Source organism: Rhodohalobacter sp. 614A (assembly GCF_021462415.1).
GTDB lineage: Bacteria > Bacteroidota > Rhodothermia > Balneolales > Balneolaceae > Rhodohalobacter.
Genome location: NZ_JAKEDS010000001.1, coordinates 782,508 through 806,998, shown reverse-complemented (window position 1 = coordinate 806,998; position 24,491 = coordinate 782,508). Strand labels below are relative to the sequence as shown.

Here is a 24,491-nt window from a genome sequence, read left to right as displayed (position 1 = left end):
ATCAATCTTTGATCAACATTCATCAAACCAAAACCCACGCCAAAACCTGCACCGTTAAATACCCCGTTACACCCATAATAGCTGTAGCGATTGTGTGAGTTTTCAGAGCGGTTGAGGTATCCATCTCTGAAAATTTGGCGACGACCCAGAAATAGCTGTCATTGACGTGAGAGACGGTCAACGCTCCGGCACCAATGGCAAGGACAACCAATGCTGAACCGATGTCAGAATCAAAGCCGAGTGGAACTAGTAACGGGGCTGTAATGGCGGCAGCCGTAATAATCGCAACGGTTGAAGAGCCCTGAGCAGTCTTCAAAAAAGCGGCAATCAGGAATGGTATCAGGATTCCAAGTCCACCGATTTCAGCAAATTGCGAGGCAAATTCTCCAAGCTCCGTTTCCCGTAAAACAGATCCAAAAGCGCCTCCTGCTCCCGTAATCAGGATGATGATCCCGGCTTTTTTTAATCCCTCTTCAAGCCAGGTTTGGTGAGCTTTATCTTTACTTCCTCTAACCATAAGGAAAGAGAGGCCCACTCCGATTAAAAGCGCGATAATAGGATTTCCGGCAAAGACGAACAAATCAAACAGGAATCCCTCACCAACAGGAGCGGCGGGAAGTTCGGCGATGGACTTCAAAGCGATCAATAAAATAGGTGCCAAGATGGGAATGATGGCCAGAGAAAAAGACGGTGGTTGTTGTGGTGTTGAGGCGTTTTCTTCAGCGGTATCAAATTCAATCGTAAAGTTTTTGCCCCACGTTACAGCCCATATTAAAGCAGCGATTATGACGGGAATGGATACAATCAAACCAAGAATCAAAACCCAGCCGACATCAGCTCCGAGTGTGGCCGCAGCGGCAAGCGGACCCGGAGTTGGCGGCACAAAAACGTGAGTAGCATATAGGCCTGTCGCAAGGGCAATCGCCAATACAGCCAGAGGAATTTTTGCACGTTTTGAGATCGCTTTGTTCAGTGCTGAGAGAACAATGAATCCCGAATCACAAAAAACCGGAATAGAGACAATATACCCGGTCAAACTCATGGAGAGCGGCGCATTCTTCTCCCCGACTGTATCAAGAATTTTGTTGGCGAGTACTTTGGCACCACCGCTTCGGTCTAAATATTCTCCGATAATGGAACCCGCTGCAATCACAATTCCGATGCTGCCAAGGGTTGAACCGAATCCGCTGGCGATGGCAGAAATGATATCTGATACGGCAAGATGGCCTAAAAAACCGATAATAATGGCGCTGAGTAAAAGGCCTAAGAAAGGATGCAGGTTATACCGTACGGTCCCCCAAACAAGCAAAGCAACCACAAGCAAAAGCCACAAAAATATCCCCATAAGAAATAAAAACCTGGTTAGATGTTAATTCGAAGATTGGATAATACTGAATCGAAGGGATATGTGCAGGTTAAAGCGTTTCGGCAACGTTATTCGTTTTTAAGATGAAATGAGAAATGATAGATCAGCAAAATCATATGTAAGTTTTACACGGTAATATGATTTTAGTTTGCTACTAATCAACTGTGGCGAGAAGTGTTTTAAGCTGGGTAATCTCGTCTGAACAATCGACGGTACAGTTTGTATCAACCCGTTCTATAAGTTGATTAAACAGGACAACGTCATTGGGCGAAAAATCTGTCGAATGATTTTGCAGAATTTGATATCCCTGTACGAAAAGAGATTTGTCAACAGTGTTGGGGTTTATGTTTTTCCGACTAAAATAGCTCATCAACAAGGGGCGGCCTGTCCACAGATGGTTTTTTCCTATCGTTTTGCGATAAATTTCTAAGGTTTCCTGAAAATACCTTTCGGCTGATTCAAAATCTTTATTCATAAAATAAAAATCACCGATAGCTTTGGCCGCGACTCCCGTTCGCCAATGAGTGCCATATCGTTGTTCCGTAAGTTGATAATTTTTTTCCAATAAGGTAGCTGTCTCATCCATTCTATTTTGCTTATAGACGACTGCCACCAGATTAGTGAGAATCATCAGCGTTGTCGGGTGATCTTCACCATATATTTCAGAATGAAGTGGAAGAGCACGTCGGTAGTATTGTTCAGCCTCATTAAACCGTTCTTGTTTTCTAAGTAAATAGGCAAGGTTATTGAGTGTAAGTAAGTGTAAATCTACATCTACAGAATCGGTTTTTCCCAAATTGTGCAGCACATCCCGGTATACCTCTTCTGCTTCTTTATTTTTCTCCTGACCACGGTAGCTTTTTGCCAACTTTAACTTTGTCGATAATATTTCCTCTTCAGCAGCCTGATGTTCTAATTGCAACTCCAGTCCGCGTGCAATAAAAATTTCAGCTGAATCCGGTTTATTAAGGCCGGTCATCGTGTCGCCATATCCCGTTAACGTATAAGCCTTCTTCTGCCAATGCTGATCTGGCAAATCTCTAAAAATTTCCTCCGCTTTTTGGAAGTACTCCCTGGCAAAGGTAAAATTTTGATTTGAGGCCTGTATCGCACCAAGGGTTAATGCGGCATCAGCTACCTCAAAACTATCCTGCGGATAATGAGCATTCGTTAACGAGTCGGCCTCTTTTAATAAGATTTCTGCTTCTTCGTATTCACCTATCCGGTGATATGCTTCTCCCAAGGCAAATAATATGGAAGCCTGTAATTTTGGTTGTTGGTTAAGTTGATCTACTCTTCCCTTTCCCTGTTCCAGAAGATGGTAAACATTCAGGGTATCACTAATATTTTGAGTAGGATCGGAGGAACCGAACAAATCAACCATGAATGCGGTAGCCTGTTCCGCTTTATCGGCTTCTAGCTGAGCTATTTCACGTTCGTTATTGAGTTGGTATACATGATAAATCCCAAAGGTTACTGTAGCAATTAAAAGCACAGAAGTTGCGGCCAAGACAGCTTTATTCCGCTTCAAGAATTTAAGTGACTTATAGCGAAAGGTTCCTTTTCTGGCTTGAACCGGCCATCCTTTTTGATACCGCTCCACATCTTCCCGAAGATGAATGGTTGATGTATATCGGTTTTCAGGCTCTTTTCGGAGGCATTTCAAAATGATGGCTTCCAAATCTTTTGGAAGCGGGCCGATAGGGTCTTTTGCACGGTCACCGGGACTTTGCGGCGGATTTTCTCGAATTTCCGATTCAATCTCTGCCAGGGATTTATCCTTGAACTGAAATGGCCGTTCATCCGTGCAAAGCAAATAGAGAAGAGCTCCCAATCCGTAGACATCTGTTTCAACGGAAGGATCACCTGATGCACCCACCTGTTCCGGCGCAGCAAAATCAAAACTGGCGATGATCTGCCCTTCACGGGTTCGTACGGTCGATTCCCGTTCATCCGGTGAAAGCAGTTTGGCAATTCCAAAATCCATTACCTTTACATCGCCATCACCCGTGATATAGATATTTTCAGGCTTCAAATCCCTGTGAATAATGAAACGGGAATGAGCGTGCTGAACCGCTTTACAAATATCACGAAAAAGCGAAATTCGTTCCGCCAGGTTCAAATGGTGATTTCTGCAAAACAGATCCACGGGTTCACCCTCTACATATTCCATAATAAAATACGGGGAACCGTCATCTGTAATTCCGCCGTCCAGAAGCCGGGCGATATTTGGATGATTGAGCTTCGAAAGAATCTGTTTTTCGCCATTAAACCGTTCCCGCAGATAGAGCGAAAAAAAGCCGCTTTTCATAAATTTGATAGCCACTTTTTGTTCGAATCCACCCTCAGTTCGTTCGGCAAGATAAACCGCTCCCATTCCGCCCTCGCCAATCGGCTCGGTGATTTCGTAGGGGCCAATTTGTTTCCCAATGATATGTTTGAGGGATTCTTTCTGATTTATGATTGAGGAAATTTCATCAGCCAACCTGGATTGCGAAAGCAGATCGGGCTCTAGAAACTGTTCGGCTTCGGCTTTCTCAATAAAAGATAAATAGTCAAGTGCTTCCTGGAGGATGTCAGGTTCGTCCCGGAAGGTTTGTTTTAGATAAGACATACGAGCATCTCGATCCAGAGTCAGCGTTGTATTAATCGCCTCGTTGATCTTCTCCCAATGTGTATACATACCAGATGGTTTAGAATGAACCCTTTTTAAAGTTGAGTTTCGTTTTTAAATGCGTAAGAAAAAACCGTGTTGGTTCATCAGAGTTCTTGTTCCAGCTCTTTTAACAAAAAACCGCGGGCTTTGGCCCAATCACGCTTTACCGTATTTGCAGAAACGTTTAACAGTTCGGCGGTTTCCTTGATGGTGAGTCCGCCAAAGAAACGATAATCCACCACCTGTGCCATTCGTTGATCAAATTCTTCCAATTTTTTTAAGGAGCTGTCAAGAGTGATAATTTTTTTTGCTTCGGAAGCGGCCGGTATCAATTCATCGATATAGGTTTGGCGGGAATAGTCGCCTCCCCTTTTTTGAGCCAGTTTTTTTCGGGCGTAATCCACAAGAAGCTGCTTCATGCAAATGGCCGCAACTCCATAGAAATGCGTTCTGTTTTTCCAGTCGATCCGGTTTTTATCCACCATTTTGATAAAAACCTCGTGCACTAAATCCGTCCGGGAAAAAGTGTGGTCGGGGTTTTCATAATTCATCTGTTGTTCGGCAATATTTTTTAACTGGTCATATACAACAAAAAAAAGCCGGTTATAGGCGTCTTCGGAGCCGTCGCTTGCCTTTATAAGGATTTCGGTAACGTTCTCTGCCATACAAATATGGGATGAATCTGGTGGAGAATTTCTCTCTCTGCAATATTTTTAAAAAAAGAATGAATTACCAAGTAGAAATTACAGGCGATTTCCCCCAATTTATTTCAATAATATTTGTGATGAACCCAGACAACCTTTACTTCATAACCTCCGAAGGAGTTACGCCGAACTCTTTCTTAAAACTGGTGGAGAAATAATTTGTATTGGAAAATCCTACTGCCATTGCCGTTTCCTGCACCGTAAACCCTTTTTCGTTTAACAATATTTTTGATTCTTCCAGGCGTACTTTTTTAATAAAATCATTCAGGCTAATGGCTCCCGTTTCTTTCCACTCGTTGTAGAGTTTTCGGCGGCTCATAAAAAGAGTATCAGCAATCATATCTACATTCAAGGATTGATTTGCCAGCTGACGATAAATAATGGTTCTGACCTGCTCGACAAAAGGTTTCTCCTCGTTTCTTTCTTCAGAAACATCGTTGGTTTTTAGCAACCGTTCCCTTCTTAAAACGGCTTCAATCTGAGAAAGAAGGAAACTGCTTTTAATAGGTTTGGTGAGATAAATATCAGCACCACTTGAAAGACCTGCTTCTACATCTATTTCATGATTTTTGGCAGATAGAAAGATGACAGGCAGATGCGGAAGTTCTTCTTTTTTTCGCAGATCGTTTACAAATTCCAATCCGTTCATGCCGGGCATCATCACATCTGAAATGACAAGGTCGGGAGTTAAATCAGCAAGTATCTCCCACGCGGAAGATCCGTCCGGCGCTGTAGAAACCCGGTACTTTTCTGATAAAACTGAATGGAGATATTCCCTGAAATCCTCATTGTCTTCAACAACAAGTATGTGATCAGAATGCGGAGATTGATTGTGATTGCCGTTTACAATTTCGGGCCGGACAACTTCCTGAGCTTCGGTTTGTGAAATAATAAACGGTTCATGTATGATGGTATCACTTTGCCGAAAATGATCAGTTCCCTTTTTTAAAGTGATGATAAACTCGGCTCCCTTACCCTTTTTGGAATTCACTTTGATGGTTCCATTCATATGTTCCACCAAGCCTTTAGCCAGGTAAAGCCCAATGCCGGTACCCTGCGCAGAATTTGATCCCTCAACCTGGTACAAATAATCAAAGATGCGTGTTTTTTCAGATTCGTTGATGCCGATTCCCTCATCTTTTATACTGACGGATACATGATTTTTCTGATCAGAAATGTTGATAGTAACAGAGGAATCTTTGGGAGAAAATCGAATTGCATTGCTCATCAAGTTGATAATAATTCGTTCCCATGCGGCGGGATCTACATAAACGAAATCTTCGATTGGATCAGAATGAACATGAAGTTGAATGCTTTTTTCTGAGAGCGTTGAGTCGAACTGCCCTGCAACCTGGCGGGTGAATGCGGGAAGTTCAACCGGTTGAAGCGTCATGGAAGTTGCTTCGGCATTCAGCTTGGTCACGTCAAGAACCTGGTCTACCAAATCTTGCAGGCGCTTATTATTCCGGTTCATCAGCTGGAGCCTGTTCTGAACTTTTTCTGCTGAGAAATCTGCTGAATTTTCAATTAGTTCCTCAAGCGGACCAGAGATCAGCGAGAGAGGAGTTTTTAATTCATGAGTAATTCCGGAAAAGAACCGGGATTTTTGTTCTGCTGCTTCCTGTAGTTCCCGGGTTTGCGTGTTGACCCGTTGCTGAAGCCGGCGTTCACGATTCTCCAGAATTCGTGTCCGGTATTTTATGCCTCCCAAAATGGCTAAAATGCCAAATACTGCCATCGTAAGATAGAACCAGTAAGTTTCGTAGAACACTTGTGGAATAGTGATGGTAACTGACGATTCTGAAATTTCTGAAGGATTTCCAGTCCGGTGAGCCTGGACAATGAGTTCATGAGTTCCCGGTGGAAGATTCGTAAAAACGGCCTGCAGATTTTGCCCGGCATTCTCCCATTGTTCATTCACTCTATCAAGTTTGTACCGAAGGTTGATGCGGCCCGGAGCAAAAAAGTTTGGAGCAGAAAATTTAACTCTCATATTCCGTTGTCCGTAAGGCACTTGAATGTCGGTTTGGCTTTCAACAGAAAGTATAGAGTCTGTCAATACAACGTCTTCAATAATTGGCCGGGGGGCAGGCTGTGAATTTTCACTGGAAATTGCGGTGGGATTAATAACCGTAATTCCTTTTTGATTGGGAAACCAGAGCGTCTGATCAGAAGCCAAAAGGCCGGCCGTTTGAACTCCGCCATTCGCCTCCCGATTAACCATTCCGTCTTTTTCATCAAAAAATAAAATGGACAAACCCTGAGATACACCGTCAGTATATTGATTCAAATTCCTCTTTGCGATCCTCATAATTCCTCCATTGGAACTGATCCAAAGATGGTGGTCGGGTGTTTCAATAATCCGGTGAAGTGAGTTTTTAATTAGCCCATCCCTCTCCGTAATACTTTTTACAGAAATGAGATTGGCTTCATCATCCAAAATGAGCCGATTCAGCCCCAGGTTCTCCGTTGCCAGCCAGAGCGTATCGTTCGATTGAACATAAATATCACGAATAAAATTACTGGTCAGATTGCTATTCCTGGTCGTGTAGTTTCGCTGTATTCCATCTTTTAGGATTGTAATGCCATTGCCGTTTGTTCCCATAAAAAGGGTTCCGTCACTATTTTCACGAATGACCCGTACTCCCTGAAGTTTATTGGATATAGAATCAGAAAAAGTTTGATAACTTCCATTCAGAAAGGTCAGCAGCTGATCTGTTGTGCCGATAAACAGGCGGTTGTTCTCATCACGGAACATCGCTTCGACTGTAACATTTGGATGGGTTAACTCATCAATGCGATTGATTTTTTCCCAGTCAGTTCCGGTATAGCGCCACAAACCTTCTCCCCACATGCTGGCGTAAATTGTGCCGTCCGAATCCTCAAAAAGAAACCGGCAAAGATTTCCGGTCAGGTTACTGTTTGAAGTTTGCCAGTTATCCGTTCCGTTTTGATCCAGCCGATAAATTCCATTGACAAAACTTCCGGCCCAAATATTACCGTCAGAAGACTGGATGATAGGATAGATATTTTCAAAACCTTGAATATCCGTAGAAGTAATGTTTGAAAAGTCACTTTTCCGAATTTGAAAAATGCCTTCCCGAAGGGTTGAAATCCAAAGAGAACCTTCGGTGTCTATAAATCCGGATTGAATTTCTTCCGTTTCAAAATCAAATACTTCTTGGTCATCAATTAAAACCTCATTATCTCCCAGCAAAATTCTTTCATTTTCAGCTCCGCGAAAAACAAGATTGATCCGGTCAATAGTTGTAGAGATTTCAAGCGGGAGTTTTGCTACATATTGGGTGACGGGCTCCCAGGAATAAAACCCTTCCGAGCTGTTAATAATATATGTGCCATCATTATCAAGGTGAAGGTTCCAGACTGTGGATTGTGGGGCATCCGTTTGAAAGGTGAAATCTACCTCATTCGAGTACAAAGAATATTTGAAAAGGCCTCCTCCGCCCATCACCCAAACATCGTAAATATTGAATTGTTTTATGTGAAGAATATTTTCTGCCGGAATGGGAAAATCCTCTGCAGCTACGAGCACCGATGCATTTCCGCCTTCCCATAACACGAGTCCATGATCGTTAAGAGTGAGTATTCCGCCACCAATTGTGGATTCAATAGCCCATGTTGAGGATTGAAGCAGTGGCGCTCCCGGGGAAATAAATGAGCCTGTTTCAACATCAAACCGGAAGATACCTTTTGTGGTGGAGATCCAGATGTCTCCGTTTTTTGCTTCTATAACACGATCTGCGTGGCCTTCAAAATTACCCTCCGCTTCGCTATACGATTTAAATGTGGCTCCAGCCTTTCGAGTTAATGTGCCATCGGGATGAATCATCCAAATTTCGTTGGCCTCTGTTTTTATCATTCCGCCTATACGATTGATCACCATCCCGTCTGTATTTCCAGAGTTGTAAACCCTGAAGTCATATCCATCATACCGTACCAGCCCGTCGAGTGTAGAGAACCAGAGATAGCCATCGTCATCCTGTAAAATTCCATTCACCGAATTGACCGGCAGCCCATCTTCTACCGTATATTTTTGAACAAGAAACTCATCTCCCGATGCGAATGGTATATCCTGAAAAACAAAAAACAGGAATACAAATAGCGAAATCATAAATATGAATGTGATCCATTAAAGTGCCTTTATGCACGATGTTAAAGATATCCTGCACAATTTCAAAGTTAGCATATTCTATAATTCAGCAACCTTTAAAGCGCATTTTTTTAACACATCAACGGGCAATGGGTATGAATTCATTAACAACTTTTTCTGCAATTTTTCCGGCCTGGAATACAATCCGGCATAGTAGTTTCCTCGTAATCATTTTATGCTTGCTGATGAGTGCAGGGGCAGCAGGGGATCAGTCGTAGCGCAAGTCCTGCCAACAGACCTTATTTTATCTGCGAAGGACTTACCCCGAACTGTTTCCTGAAACTGGTCGAAAAATAATCCGAATTCGAATAGCCGGCATTAAATTTCAACCGGCCATTTTCTGTAAAAACGTGCTGCGCCTTTCTCGATAACCATAGATTTTGGAATGCAACGCCGGTCTTTCGGGTGAGAGATCAGTATGAACGAAGAAGCCACAATGCATCCCGATCCGGTAAATAGGCCATTGCAGCAATACGGTTGGGACAAAGTCCAGTCGTATTTCCCGATTTATAAACATTCAACGTGTGCCCCTCAACTGAGCCAGCCCATCCATTGTTGAGAAATAAATCTATCCGTCACTCGAACCCGCCAGAAAAGACTGAAAAAGAATCAGAAAACTGATATAAGAAAGGCCATCTCAAAAGGCTTATTGAAGAGGAAAATTAACAGATCGGGATGATATTAAAGACATTGCGAACATAATCAAAGACCTCTTTTTCTATTATTCGTCCAAACCACACACAACCCAAAGCGCGCGTTCTAATGAATTGGGAGACATCAAATAGCGAGTGATAATCCTTTACTAAAATGCCAAACAAACCATTCTACTCTTCGTCCATATTTTTTTTAACAGATTTCAAACAAGCGAAACCAATCCGCTTAAGAGGTAACATCAAAAAAAACCTACACAAGCCCCGGATCTTTCCCGGAGTGCTGGTAATACTTCTTTTTTGGATGACTCCGGGAATTCTTCATGCACAAACGCAGATTACTACATGGGCAGATTTATATAATGTCCGCAATAACCTGGAAGGCAATTATGTTCTGATGAACAATCTGGATAAGGATTCTCCCGGGTATGATACATATGCAAGTTCCTCCTCAAATAGCGATGCAGGTTGGGAACCGATTGGTACAGAGAGTATACCATTTACGGGAGCGTTTGATGGCCAGGAATTCAGTATCACAGGCTTGAACATCAACCGGCCAGGCACAAGTTATATTGGTCTTTTTGGTGCAACGAATTCTGCTGTTATTGCAAACATTCATCTGCTTGAATTGCAAATAGCCGGAAACTCGGATGTTGGCGGACTCATTGGAAATATCGACGGTGGAAGTGTTACAAATAGCTCAGCCTCCGGGTCTGTTACGGCTTCTTCGGATGTTGGCGGGCTGGTGGGGCAAAATGTGTCTGCTCCCATTACAAAAAGTTTTGCATCCGTTGAGGTAATTGCATCAGGCAGTGGCAGTGCTGTGGGCGGCCTGGTAGGGAGATTTCAAGGTTTCAGCAGTTCTGTGAGTGAAAGTTATGCCACAGGGGATGTTGAGGGAGGTGTTAGTGTAGGTGGCCTGGTTGGGTCTGTTGCAACCTTTGGTTCGGTTAACGACAGCTATGCTACCGGGGAGGTGTCAGGACTAACGAATGTAGGCGGATTGGTGGGAAGCATTACAGGTTTAAGTGGATTTGGAGGAATCCACAGAAGCTATGCTACGGGATTTATAAACGTAATCGGCAGTTATGCAGGTGGTTTGATTGGAAGTATTGAAGATGTTTCTGTTTCAAATAGCTATTGGAATACTGATACTTCCGGCCGAGAGAATGCCGTTGGAAATGGCTCATCAAGTGGAACAACCGGCCGTACAGACGAAGAAATGCGAAAGCAAGCCTCGTTTAGCGGGTTCGATTTTTCTACTGTCTGGCAAATTGAAGAGGATGTTTGGTTTCCCGTATTACGCAACAATACACAGGATATTCCAGGCGAAACCGAGATACCGGTCCCCACTCTTGAAATACCGGTTAATGCAGCCACTGGCGTTCTTCTGAATCCTACGTTTGACTGGAGTGTATCCGATGATGTAGACAGCTTCGAGCTTGAAATTTCCAACAGCGGTGATTTTTCTGATTTCTTTTTAAAAATAACTTTGATAACAGACTCAGAATATAATCTTAGCTTCAAAGATTTGGAGGCGGACACTCTATACTATTGGCGCGTTCGAAGTGTGGATAACGAAGAAACCGGGGAATGGAGTGAGGTTTTTGCATTTACTACGGTGGCCCGGCCTGAAACATCCGATCAACGGTTGTTGGTCAGCAATAGTGAAGAGTACATTTTTTCCGGAATTGATTTTGTGGATGAAGAGTACTCTATCAAAATTATTTCTCTTCCGGATGAAGGAATCCTCCGGTTGGATGGAAATCCGGTCGCAGAAAATGAGGAAATTTCAATGGTGGATATTGAAAAGAATCTATTGACCTGGACTCCGCCGGGCGGTCAGTATGGATATGCATTTACTTCTTTTGATTTTTCACTTATTGATGAAAATGAGCTGGAAAGTGAAGAATCCTACACGATGACTTTCGATCTTGCCGCTACCACAGTTAAACTCACTGGCGGGGAAGGCTGGCGGTTTGTGGGTAATCCTTCGGATGGAGACAGTTACGATGACTTTCTGGGTCCCCTGTGGACCAAAGGGATGCCCGGTTCGGATTCTCCCGGGGCCACCTTTGCCAACGTGTTCAATCTGGATCAGACCGGCTACCAGTGGAAAGAGCCGTCTGATCTGAATAACTCTACGGATGCAGGACAGCCGTTCATTGTCTACGTGTATGGCGATGATGACAACAACGGCTCCGACGACGGGTTCCCCAAAATCTTGGCCTCCGGAGATAACTGGCTGCCATTGGATGGAAGTTTCTCCTTTGACGGGCTGGGCTACGAGGAAACCAACAACCCCGATAACACCTACCTGCTGGCCAACCCACATCCGGTTGCGTTGGATTTTTGTGAGGTGTTTGATGAATCCTCTGCCGACATTGCCAATAATATCGATTTGTGGGATCCGTCAGCAAATTCGGGAAACGGCGATTACGTAAACGTAAGCTGCTCCATCGGCGAGGTTCTGATTGCTCCTTTCCAGGCGTTTTGGGTACGAACCACCGGAGAGAACCCGGAGATGAACCTTGTTCAAGAAACCTATCAAAACGAAGCCACCGATGGATATTTCAAGCAAAGTATCCTGTCTGACGGGTTCGTGGTGACCCTTAGCGTGAGTGGTGCCGATCAACTCTTCACCAATCACACTCGAATCGTATTTTCTGAAGCCGGAACAAAAGCATTAGATCCAACAGATGGGTTAAAGAAACGTCCAGACGGTCTCACCTCCCGGTGGCTGGCGTTTTACTCACTGGACGAAGACAATCATTCCTACGCCTTGCAAAATCTTCCGTTGGATATGGACGAAAAACTCCGGATTCCACTGGATGTTCAAACGACCGAGTCCGGTGAATTTACGTTGAACTGGAGCTTGCCGGAATCTCACATCTTTAGTGTCAGCTACTTCCTGCGGGACAACCAAACCGGGGATGTTATCGAACTCGAAGAAGGATCGAGTTTTAGGTTTGAGATAACGGAGAAAGATGCCATTCAAACGAAGGAAGCTGAGACTGAGAACAATCATCCGAAGTCCTTGCAGCCGTCAGACGGATCGGGTCCCCGTTTCGAATTGCTGATCACTCAATCCGGCATCGACGGCTTTACCGAGCTCGGAGCGGTTCCCGAAAGTTTTGAGCTGGGGCAAAACTACCCAAATCCGTTCAACCCGACGACGGTGATCAGTTACCAGTTACCGGTAAGAAGTCAGGTGAGGCTGGAAGTGTATGATATGATTGGCAGGCAGATTGCCACACTTGTGAACGAACAGGTTGCGGCAGGCCGGCACAGCGTCAATTTTGATGCGAGTCATTTATCCAGCGGGATTTACCTGTACAGGCTTGCCGCAGGCAGCCAGGTTATGACGAAGAAATTAACAGTGGTGAAGTAACGAAGCGCGAAAGGCATAGAGCACCGCGCAGAGCGGTAGAGGAGAAAAACGCTCTGCGCCGACCGCTTTACACCTCAGCAGGATCACAAGAAACCCATATTCAAACGTAGACAAAACTCAATTATGAAAACCAACAAAACCCACATCCCCTGGCAATCACCGGAAATTACCACCTTATCCATCAAAAATACCGAACAGCTCTTACCGCCTGATGCGGGTGCGCAATCCTAATGGTATTGGTGCTATAATTTTTCTCTCCTGTTGATTGTGAATCCTATTTTTTTTCAAGAAGAGACAAAAATAAAAGAGAGTTGTAAAAGGGGTTTATCCGGGTTGCCACCTTTACGGCACAAAATTTAACGAAAGGATGTGAGCTGATTTACGATCACACGTTGCATAGTTAAAAAAACGAAATGATTCTTTCTGTTTCGAAAAAATATCCATGCAACAAATAATGTATCCTAAGTTATGAAAAAAGCGTTCAAAGCAGTTTTCTCTCTATTCATTTTAGTCTCTTTTTATGGATGTCCGAGTGATTCCGGCTCGGATGAAAATGAAAACGAAGATGTCTTTTATGTTGAGTTCGAAAAGTATGTTCCAGTCATAGAGAATTCAGACGGAACCTATAACATTTCAAACGGCGGTTTTCGGGCATATTTTGAGGCTCAGTCAGGAGCTACGGCATACGAATTAACAAACATTCGCGAGGATGATTCCAGAGGAAGTACACGTGTGAGAACTGAAGCCGATCTGGATAAAGTAAATGGACAATTAGCTTTTTTCATTGGAGTTGGGTCCATTCGGGTGTATTTAGATGCGAATGAATCCACCAAGAATGAAGCGGTGGCATTTTTTATGAATCAATTGGCAGAGGCGGAACAACACTATGCAAAACTGGAAGTAAAAGTGATAAGATAAAACCTGTCCCAAAAGAAGTGATTTCCTTCATTTGAATGGAGTTTATTAAATCAAAAAAACATTCTAGAGAGTGCATTAAAAACAATGCTTTTTTAAATATCGTGGATTAGAAAAGGCTTCGGATGGAGCCTTTTTGTTTTTTGCCAGAAAAGGATGAGCTCGTAGGCCCCAAAAAAATTGCATCTATGGGCAGGTCGGTTAGACCCGATTCAGGAAATCAAACAAGATTAAATCATCTTATTAAATTTATATGAAGCAAAATCAGTTACAACTCCCATCCATTTCCTCAAAACAAATATCATATCGATGGTCGAAAATGATAGCACTTTTAATCGTGCTATGGATGATCAACATTGCATGTGGTGACAGTTCTACAAATGTAGATCCGGATTTAGGGCAAGTGAACGTAGAGATAACCACAACCGGTGGAGATGAAAATCCTCCTGGCGTTTTGGTTTCTTTTCAGGGTGAAGGGAATAAAAATGTGGATGCCAACGATTCGGCTACATTTAGCAACCTGGAGCCTGGCACATATAGTGTTGAAATAACCAACATCGCCGATCACTGTGCCGTAACCAGTGAAAATCCACAATCTGTTGAAATAACCGGAAGTGAAACAGCAAATCTATCTTTTGTCATGAATTGCATCGGTATTCTGAGGAATAAGATTGTATTTGCCCGACATGAAAATGGAGTCACAAACCTTTACAAATCGGACCCGGATGGAAATAACAGAACCCAATTGACCGATTTTGGAATTGGAGAGTACTGGAAAGTAGCTGTTTCGCCGGATGGACTGAACATTTTATTTGCCTCAGCTGGAGGAGAATTTACAACCGCTCAAATTTGGATGGTGGATGCTGATGGACAAAATCTTCAAAATTTAACTAGCGATAATCAACGGTTTTATGAATATCCTTCATGGTCGCCCGATGGTTCTCAAATAGCCTATCATTCATATGTGCCGGGTGGGGAAGGAGATATCTTTATCATGAATGCCGATGGCTCTGGCAAAACCAACGTAACCAATTCTTCCACAGGAGACTGGTGGCCGGATTGGTCACCAGATGGCAATAAAATTGCATTTCATACGATCGAAGCTGGTAAAGCGCATTACATCAGTACCATAAATGTGGATGGAACCGGACGGAGTGTGCTTCTTCAGGGTGAAAGTACGTTTTTTGCGAATCCCTCATGGTCGCCCGATGGCAATAAAATTGCATTCCGCAGCAATTTCGAAACCGAAGTTTCCTGGGAAATTTGTGTAGCAGAAGCGGATGGCTCCGATATTGAGTGTCTTACAGACCTGGGTGATGAACAAATTACACACCGGTTTCCGTCATGGTCACCCGATGGGAGCCATATTGCATTCGACTCAAACAGGGATAGCTCTGCAGATTTATTCGATGTTTTTGTCGTGGGAACAGATGGTTCGGGACTGACAAATATTACCGGAAAGGATGATAACAGTGCCTCATTTTTCCCGCATTGGTCTCCGCTGGCTGAGTAAGCACTTCATAAAAGAAACAATACATGATATATCATTGAGCCGGGACCGGATTCCCGGCTTGTTGGTATATTTCATTCAGATCCTCCTGAGTTCTTTGAACATGAAAGTGATCAGGCCCGAAGAAATCTTCAAGTACGGGATAGCTTTTCTCGAGTAATGTTTTGGCTTCTTTAATTTTACCCTGTTGCCGAAGGCTTCGCCCCAGATGCGATTCTACCTGGGCCACTCTCCAGTCATTTTCTTGGTAGGTCTGCTTTCGGATGTCTAAGGCTTGTCGAAGCATAGGTTCTGCTTCCGTAGGTTGACCGGTTTTAATGGCCACCCATCCTAAGGCATCCAGTGAAGAGGCAATATCAATATGATCGGAGGGGAGGGATTTTCGTCTCAAGTCCAATGCTTTCCGGTAATAGTCTACAGCTGTTTCATAATCCTCTGCATATTCATAATCTCTGCCTATGTTATGCAGAACGACGGCGATAAACGGATGCTCTTCAGGGAAAACCGCCCGTCCGATTGTCAGTGCCTGGGTTAATGCGTCTATTGCTTTTTTAAAATCTTTGCGGTCTTCATGGATTCCCGCATATCCGTTCAGCACATACGCCATATAAGGATGCTCTTCTCCCCACTTCTTTTTTACCACTTGGATAGCTTCTTTATAAAGTTCTTCAGATTCATCCAGTTCGCCGCTCTCTTGCAGTAAAATGGCAAGGTTATTCAGGTTGATGGCTAAGTTGGACTGTTGTTCGGGATCATTTCGCCGGATATTGATGATTTGTCGGTATATTTGAGTGGCTTCTTCCTTTTCTCCTTTATCCTGTAATGCAATTGCAAGCGTATTCAGGATACTTGCATTTTGAGGGGCGTCCTCATCAAAATGATGCAGGTTTACCTGGTATGCTTCCCGGGCTGCTGATTCCATTTTATCCGAATCCCCCAGGCGGTATTGAAGGTTCGCATATTGTAACAAGGCAGTTGCATAGTCAGAAGACTGATCATTTTCCTGTTGAAAGCCTTCAATGGATTCTTCAAGCGCTGGTAACGCTTCATCATACAGTCCCAGGTTGTCATATACTTTCCCGATCATTCCCAGCATTCTTGCACGAACGATAGGCTGATCGTTCAATTCAGTTCTGAATTTTTTATACCCCTGATCCAGCAGTTCCCGAACAGTTGTGGAACCTTCATTTGATTTTGTAGGATCGGAACCCTCTATCAGTTCAAGCAAAAAAGCAGAGACCTGTTCGGCTTGTTCTGCATTTTGTTCGGCCTGTTTCGCCTGCCAGAGTGTGGCAACAATTCCCACGCCAAGAGATAGAATGACCAATACGGCGGCGGTTACGGCCCAGCGGTGCCTGGATATAAATTTTGCCGAGCGATAGCCAAGTGTATCCGGTCGGGCGGAAATGGGCAGGCCCTGTTGATGGCGTTCGATATCTGTGGTAAAGACTTCAGCCGAATCGTACCGCCGCTCGGGATTTTTCTGGAGCGCTTTATTGGCAATCGCATCCAGGTCTCCTTTTAAAAGATGGGTTAATTCTGAGGGATCCAGGTTGCGGTTTCGGGCAATCTCTTTTTTTCTGTTGCCATCCTGTAGATTTGAAAATCGGTGGCTTGGCAGCGGCGAATCTTTTTTGAGAACCATTTTTTCCACTTCCCGAAAAGAATGATCATCTACCTCAAATGGATGAACTCCCGTCAAAAGCCGGTACAAAAGAACCCCAAGTGAATACACATCCGTAGACGTGGTGACCGGTTTTCCGGCCACCTGCTCTGGCGAGGCATACTCAAGGCTGAGCATCCGCAGGCCGGGCTGAGTTTCAACCGGAGACAATTCATACAGGTTAGGATCCAGCAATTTGGCAATCCCGAAATCCAGAATTTTTACGTGGCCTTCTCCAGTCACCAGAATATTTTCAGCTTTCAGATCCCGATGCACAATCAGGGATTTATGGGCAAACTGAATGGTGCGGCAAACGGTTTTGAACAGCTCCAGCCTTTTGGAAACCGGAAGTTTGTTTTTGTCGCAGTATTCCAGCAGCGATACTCCTTCCACATATTCCATCACCATGTAAGGAATGCCGTCACTGGTGATACCGCTGTCGATAAATCCTGCAATATTCGGGTGCTGAAGACCCGACAAAATTTGTTGTTCCAGTCGAAAGCGTTCGGTATGAGATGGGGTAATCAGGCTTTTATGAATAATTTTCAACGCCCCGGATTGTTGAATGCCCGCTTCATTTTTCCGTTGCGCTTTATACACGCTGCCCATGCCTCCACGCCCGATAAGCTCGGTAATATTCCACGGCCCAATGGTATTTCCGGCCAGGTAAACATCTTCGTCGGGTTTTACGTCGCTCATGGCCAGATGGAAGAGAGCTTCGTTTTTTTCCAACTCTTCTTCGAGGTTATCATCGTTCCCGTAAAATTTCTCCATGGAGGCTAAGAGCTCTTTTACTTCATTCAGAAGAGCTGTGTCATCTCCGCAAGCACGTTTTATATATGTATTCCTTTTTTCATCCGGATACGTAATTGCATCATCCAGTATTTGGCTGATTTTTTTCCACCTGTTCTTATCCATGAAAAATAGTCGGAAAGATTGTTAAAATTTTTTGGTCTCCTAAAATGTGTAGTTTTAAGATGAACCGGAAAAAAATTTTGATTTTTTAATAAGAAAAGGCAGAAAGCTTTTTATGAAATGATTTATGGAGTCATTTCCTTTAAGAGCCACATACGTGCTTTCAGCCAGTCGCGGTCTACCGTTCGGCTGGAAACATTCAGTACTTCAGAAATCTCTTGAATGGTCATCCCTCCAAAAAAACGCATCTCTACGATTTTGCTTTTCCGTTCATCAAATTCAGCCATTTCATCAATCAGCCGGTTCAGGTCTATCAGTTTTTCAGCATGTTTTTCGAGGTTAATATGCTCTTCCAGAAGGGTAATTTCCTGCTGTTCTCCGCCACGTTTTTCAGCTGTTTTTTTCCGGCAGTAATCAATAAGAATATGTCGCATACATCGAGAGGCAATCGCATAAAAGTGAGACCGGTTTTCCCATTCGCCATCGGTGTAATCCATCAATTTCATATAAGCTTCGTGAACCAAAGCAGTATTTGAAAGAGTCAGGTTTTTATTTCTTCCTTTCTCTCGTAAATGGAATCCTGCAATCTCCTTCAATTTTTCATATACGATGGAAAACAGGCTGTCGTAAGCTTCTTTATCCCCTGTGCGAACGTCGATTAAAAGACGGGTAATTTTATTTCTGTTTTCCATTCCTGCCAAGATTCTGTGAGAATGCGGGCCTCAAGTAGATGAAGTTTCTGATTCTTTTCTAAAAAGTACTAAAGCGCTCTGAGAAAAGCAGTTAGAAATCCATCAACAAAAAAATCAAAAAAAAGTCATGTCGTAATCAGACGATGCTTCACGTATTTATGAGTGAAGGGGTTTGCACAGAAAATATATCAATGTTGAGGCAGCCTTAAAAAAAGTATGCAGTTCTTAGAGTTGCCAAGCGCTCTATCCACCTGCCAGAACCAAAATATTTCAAGCCGATGAAGCCAAATCATTACGAATTTAAGATAACCGAAAGGAAGGTAGACGCAATTCTGATCAAAGTTGTGATGCTGCTAATGGTACTGTTGTTTGCCTCTGCTGCAACCGCACAAACGACCCGATTTGTAGCTACCGGAGGAACCGATACAGGGAATGATTGTACCAGTTCAACTTCGCCATGTATCACCATCACTCATGCAATCGATGAATCGGACTCGGGAGATATCATAAGGCTTTCTGTGGGGACATTTACAGAGAGCTTCGTAGTTGATAAAGATATTACCATCCAGGGGGTGGGATCTGAAAGCACGATCATCCAGGCACATGCGGATGCCGGTTCAGCCTCAGACCGGGTGATTGCCATAGAGAACCCTGCAACGGATGTAGAAATCGAGGGGGTTACAATTCAGCACGGGAATACACCATACTATGGTGGCGGAGTGCGGAACAGAAGCGGTGGAGATGTGACTCTTTCCGACGTTATTTTTTTGGAGAATAGTGCAGGTCTGACCGGCGGCGGTTTTCAATCCGAAGATGGTACCATTCTTTTAACAAATGTTTCCTTTATAGACAATTCGGCGGGATATGGCGGTGGGGTCTATCTGGATTCAAACGATTCCATGCAGTTCACGAATGTATCCTTTTCGGGGAATGAGGCAAATACCGGCGGGGGAGGTATGCAAATTATGAGCACACCCGGATCAGTCATCAATGCTTTATTTTCAGGCAATACCGCTCATACGGGTGCGGCTATTAATATTGAGGATACAGATTTGAATTTTGAGAATGTAACCATTACCGGGAATGCATCCAATGCCGGGGGAGCGGCTATCTATAACAGGAACAGTTCTCCCACATTTAAAAATGCCATTCTATGGGATAACGATGGTTCATCTTTTGTTTTTAATTACGGCACGTCTGATCCCACTTTTTCTTACAGCCTGGTAGACGGCTCCGGCGGCAGCGATTCCTGGAATTCCAGTTATGGGACCGATGGCGGCAATAATATTGATACAGATCCGCTTTTTGTTACGGCCGTTGATCCAGATGATGCACCCACATCCGCTGGCGATCTGCAGCTTACGGAAAGCTCACCGGCCATTAATACCGGGGACCCATCCACCGATTTTTCTAACTATCCGGGCGGAAATGCCGATCCCGAAGATTTAAACCGGAATGGGCGTGTATTTTTAGGCTCAACGCAGATTGTAGATATGGGAGCCTACGAATTTCAGGGTGATTATGTAGAGCCATTTGATCCGTTTATCACCACATGGGAAGTTACTTCCGGCGATTTGGATATTACTATTCCCACCACAGGCAGCGGCTACAATTACGATGTAGACTGGGGAGATGGCAATAGTAATGCCGGACAAACAGGAGATGCCACTCACACCTATGCAAGTGCCGGAACGTACACCGTAGAAATTTCCGGTGATTTTCCCCGTATCTACTTTAACAACACGGGTGACAAAGAAAAGATTATGACGATTGAACAGTGGGGAGATGTTGAGTGGAGTTCTATGAAAGGAGCGTTTTTCGGGGCGAGCAATCTCACCTATAATGCAACAGATGAGCCTGATTTGTCAAATGTGACTAACCTTACTCTAATGTTTTTTGGTGCATCATCATTTAACGGGGATATCGGCGGCTGGAATGTGGAAAACATTACAACGATGGAAAATATGTTCACACAAGCAAGTTCATTTAATCAGGATATCGGCGGCTGGGAGGTGAAGAATGTTAAAAACATGGCTTTTATGTTTGCCAGTGCTACTGCGTTTAACCAGGATATTGGCGGTTGGGATGTTTCCTCTGTAGAAAAAATGAACTATATGTTTGATGGTGCATCGACTTTTAACCAGGATATTGGTAACTGGGATGTGTCATCCGTAACTCTCATGAATGATATGTTTCACGGAGCTACTTCTTTTAATCAGGATATTTCAGAAAAAGTCGTGAATTCCGGAACAGCAGACGAGTACACCGCCTGGAACGTAGAAAAGGTTACGAAGATGGATAGTATGTTTCAATACGCAACATCTTTCAACCAGGATATAAGTAACTGGGATGTGTCCGGAGTCGAATCAATGCGCAGCATGTTTTCCCATGCGGAAGCATTTAACCAGGAAATAGGTAACTGGAGTGTGGCGGAAGTTATAGACATGGCTTTTATGTTTAGGGATGCCTCCGTATTCAACCAGGATATTGGCGGTTGGGATGTTTCGGCCGTCACAGATATGGAAAATATGCTGGATAATTCCGGGCTTTCAACAGCATTTTACGATTCTTTGTTGATTGGCTGGGAAAGCCTGGCTGTACAAAATGGAATTGAGCTGGGTGCCGAAGGGCTGGAATATTGTATCGGAGAGACCGCCCGCCAGGCACTTATAGATGATCACAGCTGGACTTTTGACGGGGATACCTTTGCTGGCACCGGTTGCGATGCCCCACCCGGTTTTATCACCACGTGGGAAGTCACCTCTGGCGATCTGCAAATTACCATTCCAACGGAAGGAAGCGGCTACAATTACGATGTAGACTGGGGAGATGGAAATAGTGATGCCGGCCAAACAGGAGATGCCACTCACACCTATGCAAGCGCCGGAACGTACACCGTAGAAATTACCGGTGATTTTCCCCGAATATACTTTAACAATGAGGGCGACAAAGAGAAGATTATGACCATTGAACAGTGGGGAGAGATTGAGTGGACTTCGATGAATAAGGCATTTTATGGTGCTTCAAATCTTACCTATAATGCAACAGATGAGCCTGATTTGTCAGGTGTAAGTGATATGTCTTACCTGTTTGGATATGCAAGTTCATTTAATGGTGATATAAGTAGCTGGGATGTAAGTACGATTACAAAAATGGGAGCCATGTTCTTTCATGCCAGTTCCTTTAACCAGGACCTGAATGAGTGGGATGTTTCATTAGTAGAAAATATGGCATCTATGTTTAGCGGTGCCACAGTTTTCAACGGAGATATCAGCAGTTGGGATATTTCAAGTGTGGAAACCATGATGAACATGTTCAGCAGTGCCGAAGCCTTCAATCAGGATATTTCAACCAAAACAGCGAATAGCGGTACTCCTGATGAATATGAAGCCTGGGATATAAGTAATGTAACAAACGTGAATAACTTATTTGCCAGCGCCGAAGCCTTCAATCAGGATATCAGCAATTGGGATGTTTCAAGCTTATCGAGTATGTCGGGAATGTTTATGAATGCGCATAGCTTTAATCAGGATCTTGGAGGCTGGGACATTTCCGGGGTGACCACCATGAGCAATATGTTTTTTCTTTCAGGGCTTTCCTCAGCCAACTATGATGCTATAATTGTTGGATGGGAAGCGCAAAGCGTTCAGGATGATGTAGAAATAGGTGCTGCCGGGGTTAAATATTGTATGGCGCAGGCAGAGCGTCAGGCACTGATTGATGACCATAACTGGACATTTAGCGGCGATGACCTTGCTTCCGGTTGTAGCGAGGCAGTGGCTTCTGATGGCCGCATTCTTGCAAGTGATTTGAACGGCTACACCTTTACTCCGGCCGATTTCGATCAGTCAGATAACACCTTCTCCGTTGTTATAAAAACACTTCCCAGCGGAAACCTAGAGCTGGATGGCAATCCTGTATCTGCAAACGATGAAATTTCTGTGGCAGATATTGATGACGGAGATCTTACTTACAGTACCAATGCTTCGGGAGGATTTGCAGAATACAGTGAATTTGAATTCTCAGTAAAAGATGCGGGTGGAACTGAAAGCACGGATACATATACCATGACGATTGATCTCGGCCGGGCACAACTGTTTATTGATGAGGATGAAGGCTGGCGCTTTTTAACCAATCCGTCTATCGGGGATGAGTTCGGAGATTTTCTTGATCCGTTATGGCTCAAGGGAATTCCCGGGTCAGACAATCCCAGCGCAGATGTTGCCAATGTACAGCTACTGGATCAGGGAAATTATGTATGGGAAGAGCTTGATGATTTGACGGATGAAATCAGCCGTGGATCAGGTTTTATTGTGTATGTATACACAAACAATGACGAAAATTACTCTGCAACGTTAACTTCCGGCGAAAACTGGGAATCGCTTGAAAATGAATTCGCATATAGTGGTTTATTTTATGATGACGCCCAGGGACCCCAAGGTGACAGCCATTTTTTGATCGCCAATCCACACCCGGTTTCTATTGATTTTTGTGAGATGGTGAATGAAGCGACAAATATTGCCAGCACCTTTGATGTTTGGAATCCGTCTGAAAATGGCGGAAATGGAGGGTATCAGAATCAGAGCTGTCAGGGTATTTACTCGTCCATTGAACCGTTTCAGGCATTCTGGATTCGAACCACTGATAACAACCCTGAGCTCTCTGTTCCTGAATCTGCTTATTCGACCAGACTCGCAAAAGAAAACCCGGCAGAGGAAGATAAATTTTTAATCTCTTTGACTGTGAACAGCGAAGACCAGGTATTTTCGAACACAGCGAACATTCATTTCTCCGAAAACGGAACCGCCGGGCTGGATGCACAGGACGGGATAAAACTAAGCGCTGCCGGGCTTGCGGATCATTGGCTGTCTCTGTATTCCCTGGATCAGACTAAAAAAGCGTATGCGTTCCAGAGTCTTCCGGAAAATATCTTCACCCAGGAAGAAAAAGTGAGTATTCCGGTAGATCTTCAAACCACCGAAGCCGGTCGGTTTACGCTGAACTGGACCCTGCCGGAAAGCCATGTCTTTAACGGCAGCTACTTCCTCCGGGATAATGTGACCCATGAAGTGACTGAACTTCGGGATGGTGCCAGTTATAGTTTTAAGATTGAAGCTACCCAAACAGCCAAAGCAACATCAATAAAAGAGACGCCTTTTACGGGCACTTCTCAGCTCGTTGCAAAAAATTCGCAATCTGAACCACGATTTGAATTACTGGTAGCGAAGGCGGGCATAGATGGAGAAGCTGAATTGGGTTCATTGCCGGATCAATTCACTCTTCAGCAAAACTACCCCAACCCATTCAACCCGACAACAGTGATTAGTTACCAGTTGCCTGTAAGCAGTGAGGTTCGGCTTGAGGTGTATGATATGCTGGGCCGAAACGTCGCAACATTGGTCAACGAGCAAGTGGCGGCGGGCCGGCACAGCGTTAACTTTGATGCGAGCAATCTTTCCAGCGGGGTTTACCTGTACAGGCTTGCGGCGGGCAACCAGATTATGACGAAGAAATTAACGGTGGTGAAATAACACAAACTATGGCAGTAAGAGATTGCTTCGTTCCACTCGTAATGACAGGTTCACTTTTCCTTCGTCATTGCGAGGAGGAGCGGAAGCGACGACGCGGCCCCGAAGGGATGCCTTTGGCATAATCTCCAAACGCCTGCCCTGTTTACCAAGAGCAAAAGCCACCTCAAAACAGTCAATCAACCCATCATTTTAATCAAACCAAAAAAGCAGTATGAAACCAAACAATAACACCCTTGAACCCTGGCAAACACCAGCCATCACAACACTATCCATCAGCCGCAATACCGAGCAACTGTTGCCTCCCGATCCGGGAGAGGATTCTTGAGA

Annotated in this window: 13 protein-coding genes; 5 read left to right on the top strand and 8 right to left on the bottom strand. The window is 44.1% G+C overall.

Annotation, left to right across the window (positions count from 1 at the left end):
• Positions 1 to 22 precede the first annotated feature (22 nt).
• The 4 genes from L0B18_RS03045 to L0B18_RS03030 all read right to left on the bottom strand — a co-directional run bounded on the left by L0B18_RS03045 (position 23) and on the right by L0B18_RS03030 (position 8,858).
• On the bottom strand, positions 23 to 1,345 hold the full coding sequence (locus L0B18_RS03045) for a GntP family permease (RefSeq protein WP_234567734.1): 1,323 nt from the start codon (positions 1,343 to 1,345) through the stop codon (positions 23 to 25).
• Positions 1,346 to 1,520: 175 nt separating this feature from the next.
• Positions 1,521 to 4,049: a serine/threonine-protein kinase gene (locus tag L0B18_RS03040; RefSeq protein ID WP_234567733.1), complete on the bottom strand. Its 2,529-nt coding sequence runs from the start codon at positions 4,047 to 4,049 to the stop codon at positions 1,521 to 1,523.
• Positions 4,050 to 4,126: 77 nt separating this feature from the next.
• On the bottom strand, positions 4,127 to 4,687 hold the full coding sequence (locus tag L0B18_RS03035) for an ECF-type sigma factor (protein ID WP_234567732.1): 561 nt from the start codon (positions 4,685 to 4,687) through the stop codon (positions 4,127 to 4,129).
• A gap of 136 nt (positions 4,688 to 4,823) precedes the next feature.
• Positions 4,824 to 8,858 (bottom strand): response regulator, encoded by a 4,035-nt coding sequence (locus tag L0B18_RS03030; protein ID WP_234567730.1) that lies wholly within the window; start codon positions 8,856 to 8,858, stop codon positions 4,824 to 4,826.
• A 134-nt stretch (positions 8,859 to 8,992) separates the two neighbouring features.
• Here L0B18_RS03030 and L0B18_RS19665 point away from each other — a divergent pair, with 134 nt between their 5' ends.
• Positions 8,993 to 9,115 carry a hypothetical protein gene (locus tag L0B18_RS19665; RefSeq protein WP_255695546.1) on the top strand — a complete coding sequence of 41 codons (123 nt, stop codon included), beginning with the start codon at positions 8,993 to 8,995 and terminating at the stop codon, positions 9,113 to 9,115.
• A 21-nt stretch (positions 9,116 to 9,136) separates the two neighbouring features.
• Here L0B18_RS19665 and L0B18_RS19805 read toward each other — a convergent pair whose 3' ends face one another.
• Entirely contained in the window at positions 9,137 to 9,226 is a 90-nt protein-coding gene (locus L0B18_RS19805) for an AraC family transcriptional regulator (protein WP_370647491.1), read from the bottom strand.
• Positions 9,227 to 9,704: 478 nt separating this feature from the next.
• Between L0B18_RS19805 and L0B18_RS03025 the strand changes: the two genes are divergently transcribed.
• From L0B18_RS03025 to L0B18_RS03015, 3 genes are all read left to right on the top strand, one after another.
• Positions 9,705 to 12,938, top strand: a complete 3,234-nt coding sequence (locus tag L0B18_RS03025; RefSeq protein WP_234567728.1) for a GLUG motif-containing protein — start codon at positions 9,705 to 9,707, stop codon at positions 12,936 to 12,938.
• A 468-nt stretch (positions 12,939 to 13,406) separates the two neighbouring features.
• Positions 13,407 to 13,856 (top strand): hypothetical protein, encoded by a 450-nt coding sequence (locus L0B18_RS03020; RefSeq protein ID WP_234567727.1) that lies wholly within the window; start codon positions 13,407 to 13,409, stop codon positions 13,854 to 13,856.
• 316 nt (positions 13,857 to 14,172) lie between these two features.
• Positions 14,173 to 15,366 (top strand): hypothetical protein, encoded by a 1,194-nt coding sequence (locus L0B18_RS03015; protein ID WP_234567725.1) that lies wholly within the window; start codon positions 14,173 to 14,175, stop codon positions 15,364 to 15,366.
• Positions 15,367 to 15,397: 31 nt separating this feature from the next.
• On the opposite strand, the gene L0B18_RS03010 is transcribed toward L0B18_RS03015, so the two are convergent.
• The gene (locus L0B18_RS03010; protein WP_234567723.1) at positions 15,398 to 17,944 is read right to left on the bottom strand and encodes a serine/threonine-protein kinase; all 2,547 of its coding nucleotides are present in this window, start codon (positions 17,942 to 17,944) and stop codon (positions 15,398 to 15,400) included.
• 122 nt (positions 17,945 to 18,066) lie between these two features.
• Positions 18,067 to 18,633 (bottom strand): sigma-70 family RNA polymerase sigma factor, encoded by a 567-nt coding sequence (locus L0B18_RS03005; protein WP_234567722.1) that lies wholly within the window; start codon positions 18,631 to 18,633, stop codon positions 18,067 to 18,069.
• Positions 18,634 to 18,911: 278 nt separating this feature from the next.
• Here L0B18_RS03005 and L0B18_RS03000 point away from each other — a divergent pair, with 278 nt between their 5' ends.
• Positions 18,912 to 24,164: a BspA family leucine-rich repeat surface protein gene (locus tag L0B18_RS03000; protein WP_234567720.1), complete on the top strand. Its 5,253-nt coding sequence runs from the start codon at positions 18,912 to 18,914 to the stop codon at positions 24,162 to 24,164.
• Positions 24,165 to 24,170: 6 nt separating this feature from the next.
• On the opposite strand, the gene L0B18_RS02995 is transcribed toward L0B18_RS03000, so the two are convergent.
• Positions 24,171 to 24,344, bottom strand: coding sequence for a hypothetical protein (locus L0B18_RS02995; protein ID WP_234567718.1), 174 nt, complete (start codon positions 24,342 to 24,344; stop codon positions 24,171 to 24,173).
• Between the last annotated feature and the right edge of the window lie 147 nt (positions 24,345 to 24,491).

Coding starts and splice junctions, on each gene's coding strand:
- L0B18_RS03025 (WP_234567728.1), top strand. CDS start 9,705: ATGCCAAACAAACCATTCTACTCTTCGTCCATATTTTTTTTAACAGAT.
- L0B18_RS03010 (WP_234567723.1), bottom strand. CDS start 17,944: ATGGATAAGAACAGGTGGAAAAAAATCAGCCAAATACTGGATGATGCA.
- L0B18_RS03045 (WP_234567734.1), bottom strand. CDS start 1,345: ATGGGGATATTTTTGTGGCTTTTGCTTGTGGTTGCTTTGCTTGTTTGG.
- L0B18_RS03030 (WP_234567730.1), bottom strand. CDS start 8,858: ATGATTTCGCTATTTGTATTCCTGTTTTTTGTTTTTCAGGATATACCA.
- L0B18_RS03020 (WP_234567727.1), top strand. CDS start 13,407: ATGAAAAAAGCGTTCAAAGCAGTTTTCTCTCTATTCATTTTAGTCTCT.
- L0B18_RS03040 (WP_234567733.1), bottom strand. CDS start 4,049: ATGTATACACATTGGGAGAAGATCAACGAGGCGATTAATACAACGCTG.
- L0B18_RS03000 (WP_234567720.1), top strand. CDS start 18,912: ATGAAGCCAAATCATTACGAATTTAAGATAACCGAAAGGAAGGTAGAC.
- L0B18_RS03035 (WP_234567732.1), bottom strand. CDS start 4,687: ATGGCAGAGAACGTTACCGAAATCCTTATAAAGGCAAGCGACGGCTCC.
- L0B18_RS03015 (WP_234567725.1), top strand. CDS start 14,173: ATGATAGCACTTTTAATCGTGCTATGGATGATCAACATTGCATGTGGT.
- L0B18_RS19665 (WP_255695546.1), top strand. CDS start 8,993: ATGAATTCATTAACAACTTTTTCTGCAATTTTTCCGGCCTGGAATACA.
- L0B18_RS03005 (WP_234567722.1), bottom strand. CDS start 18,633: ATGGAAAACAGAAATAAAATTACCCGTCTTTTAATCGACGTTCGCACA.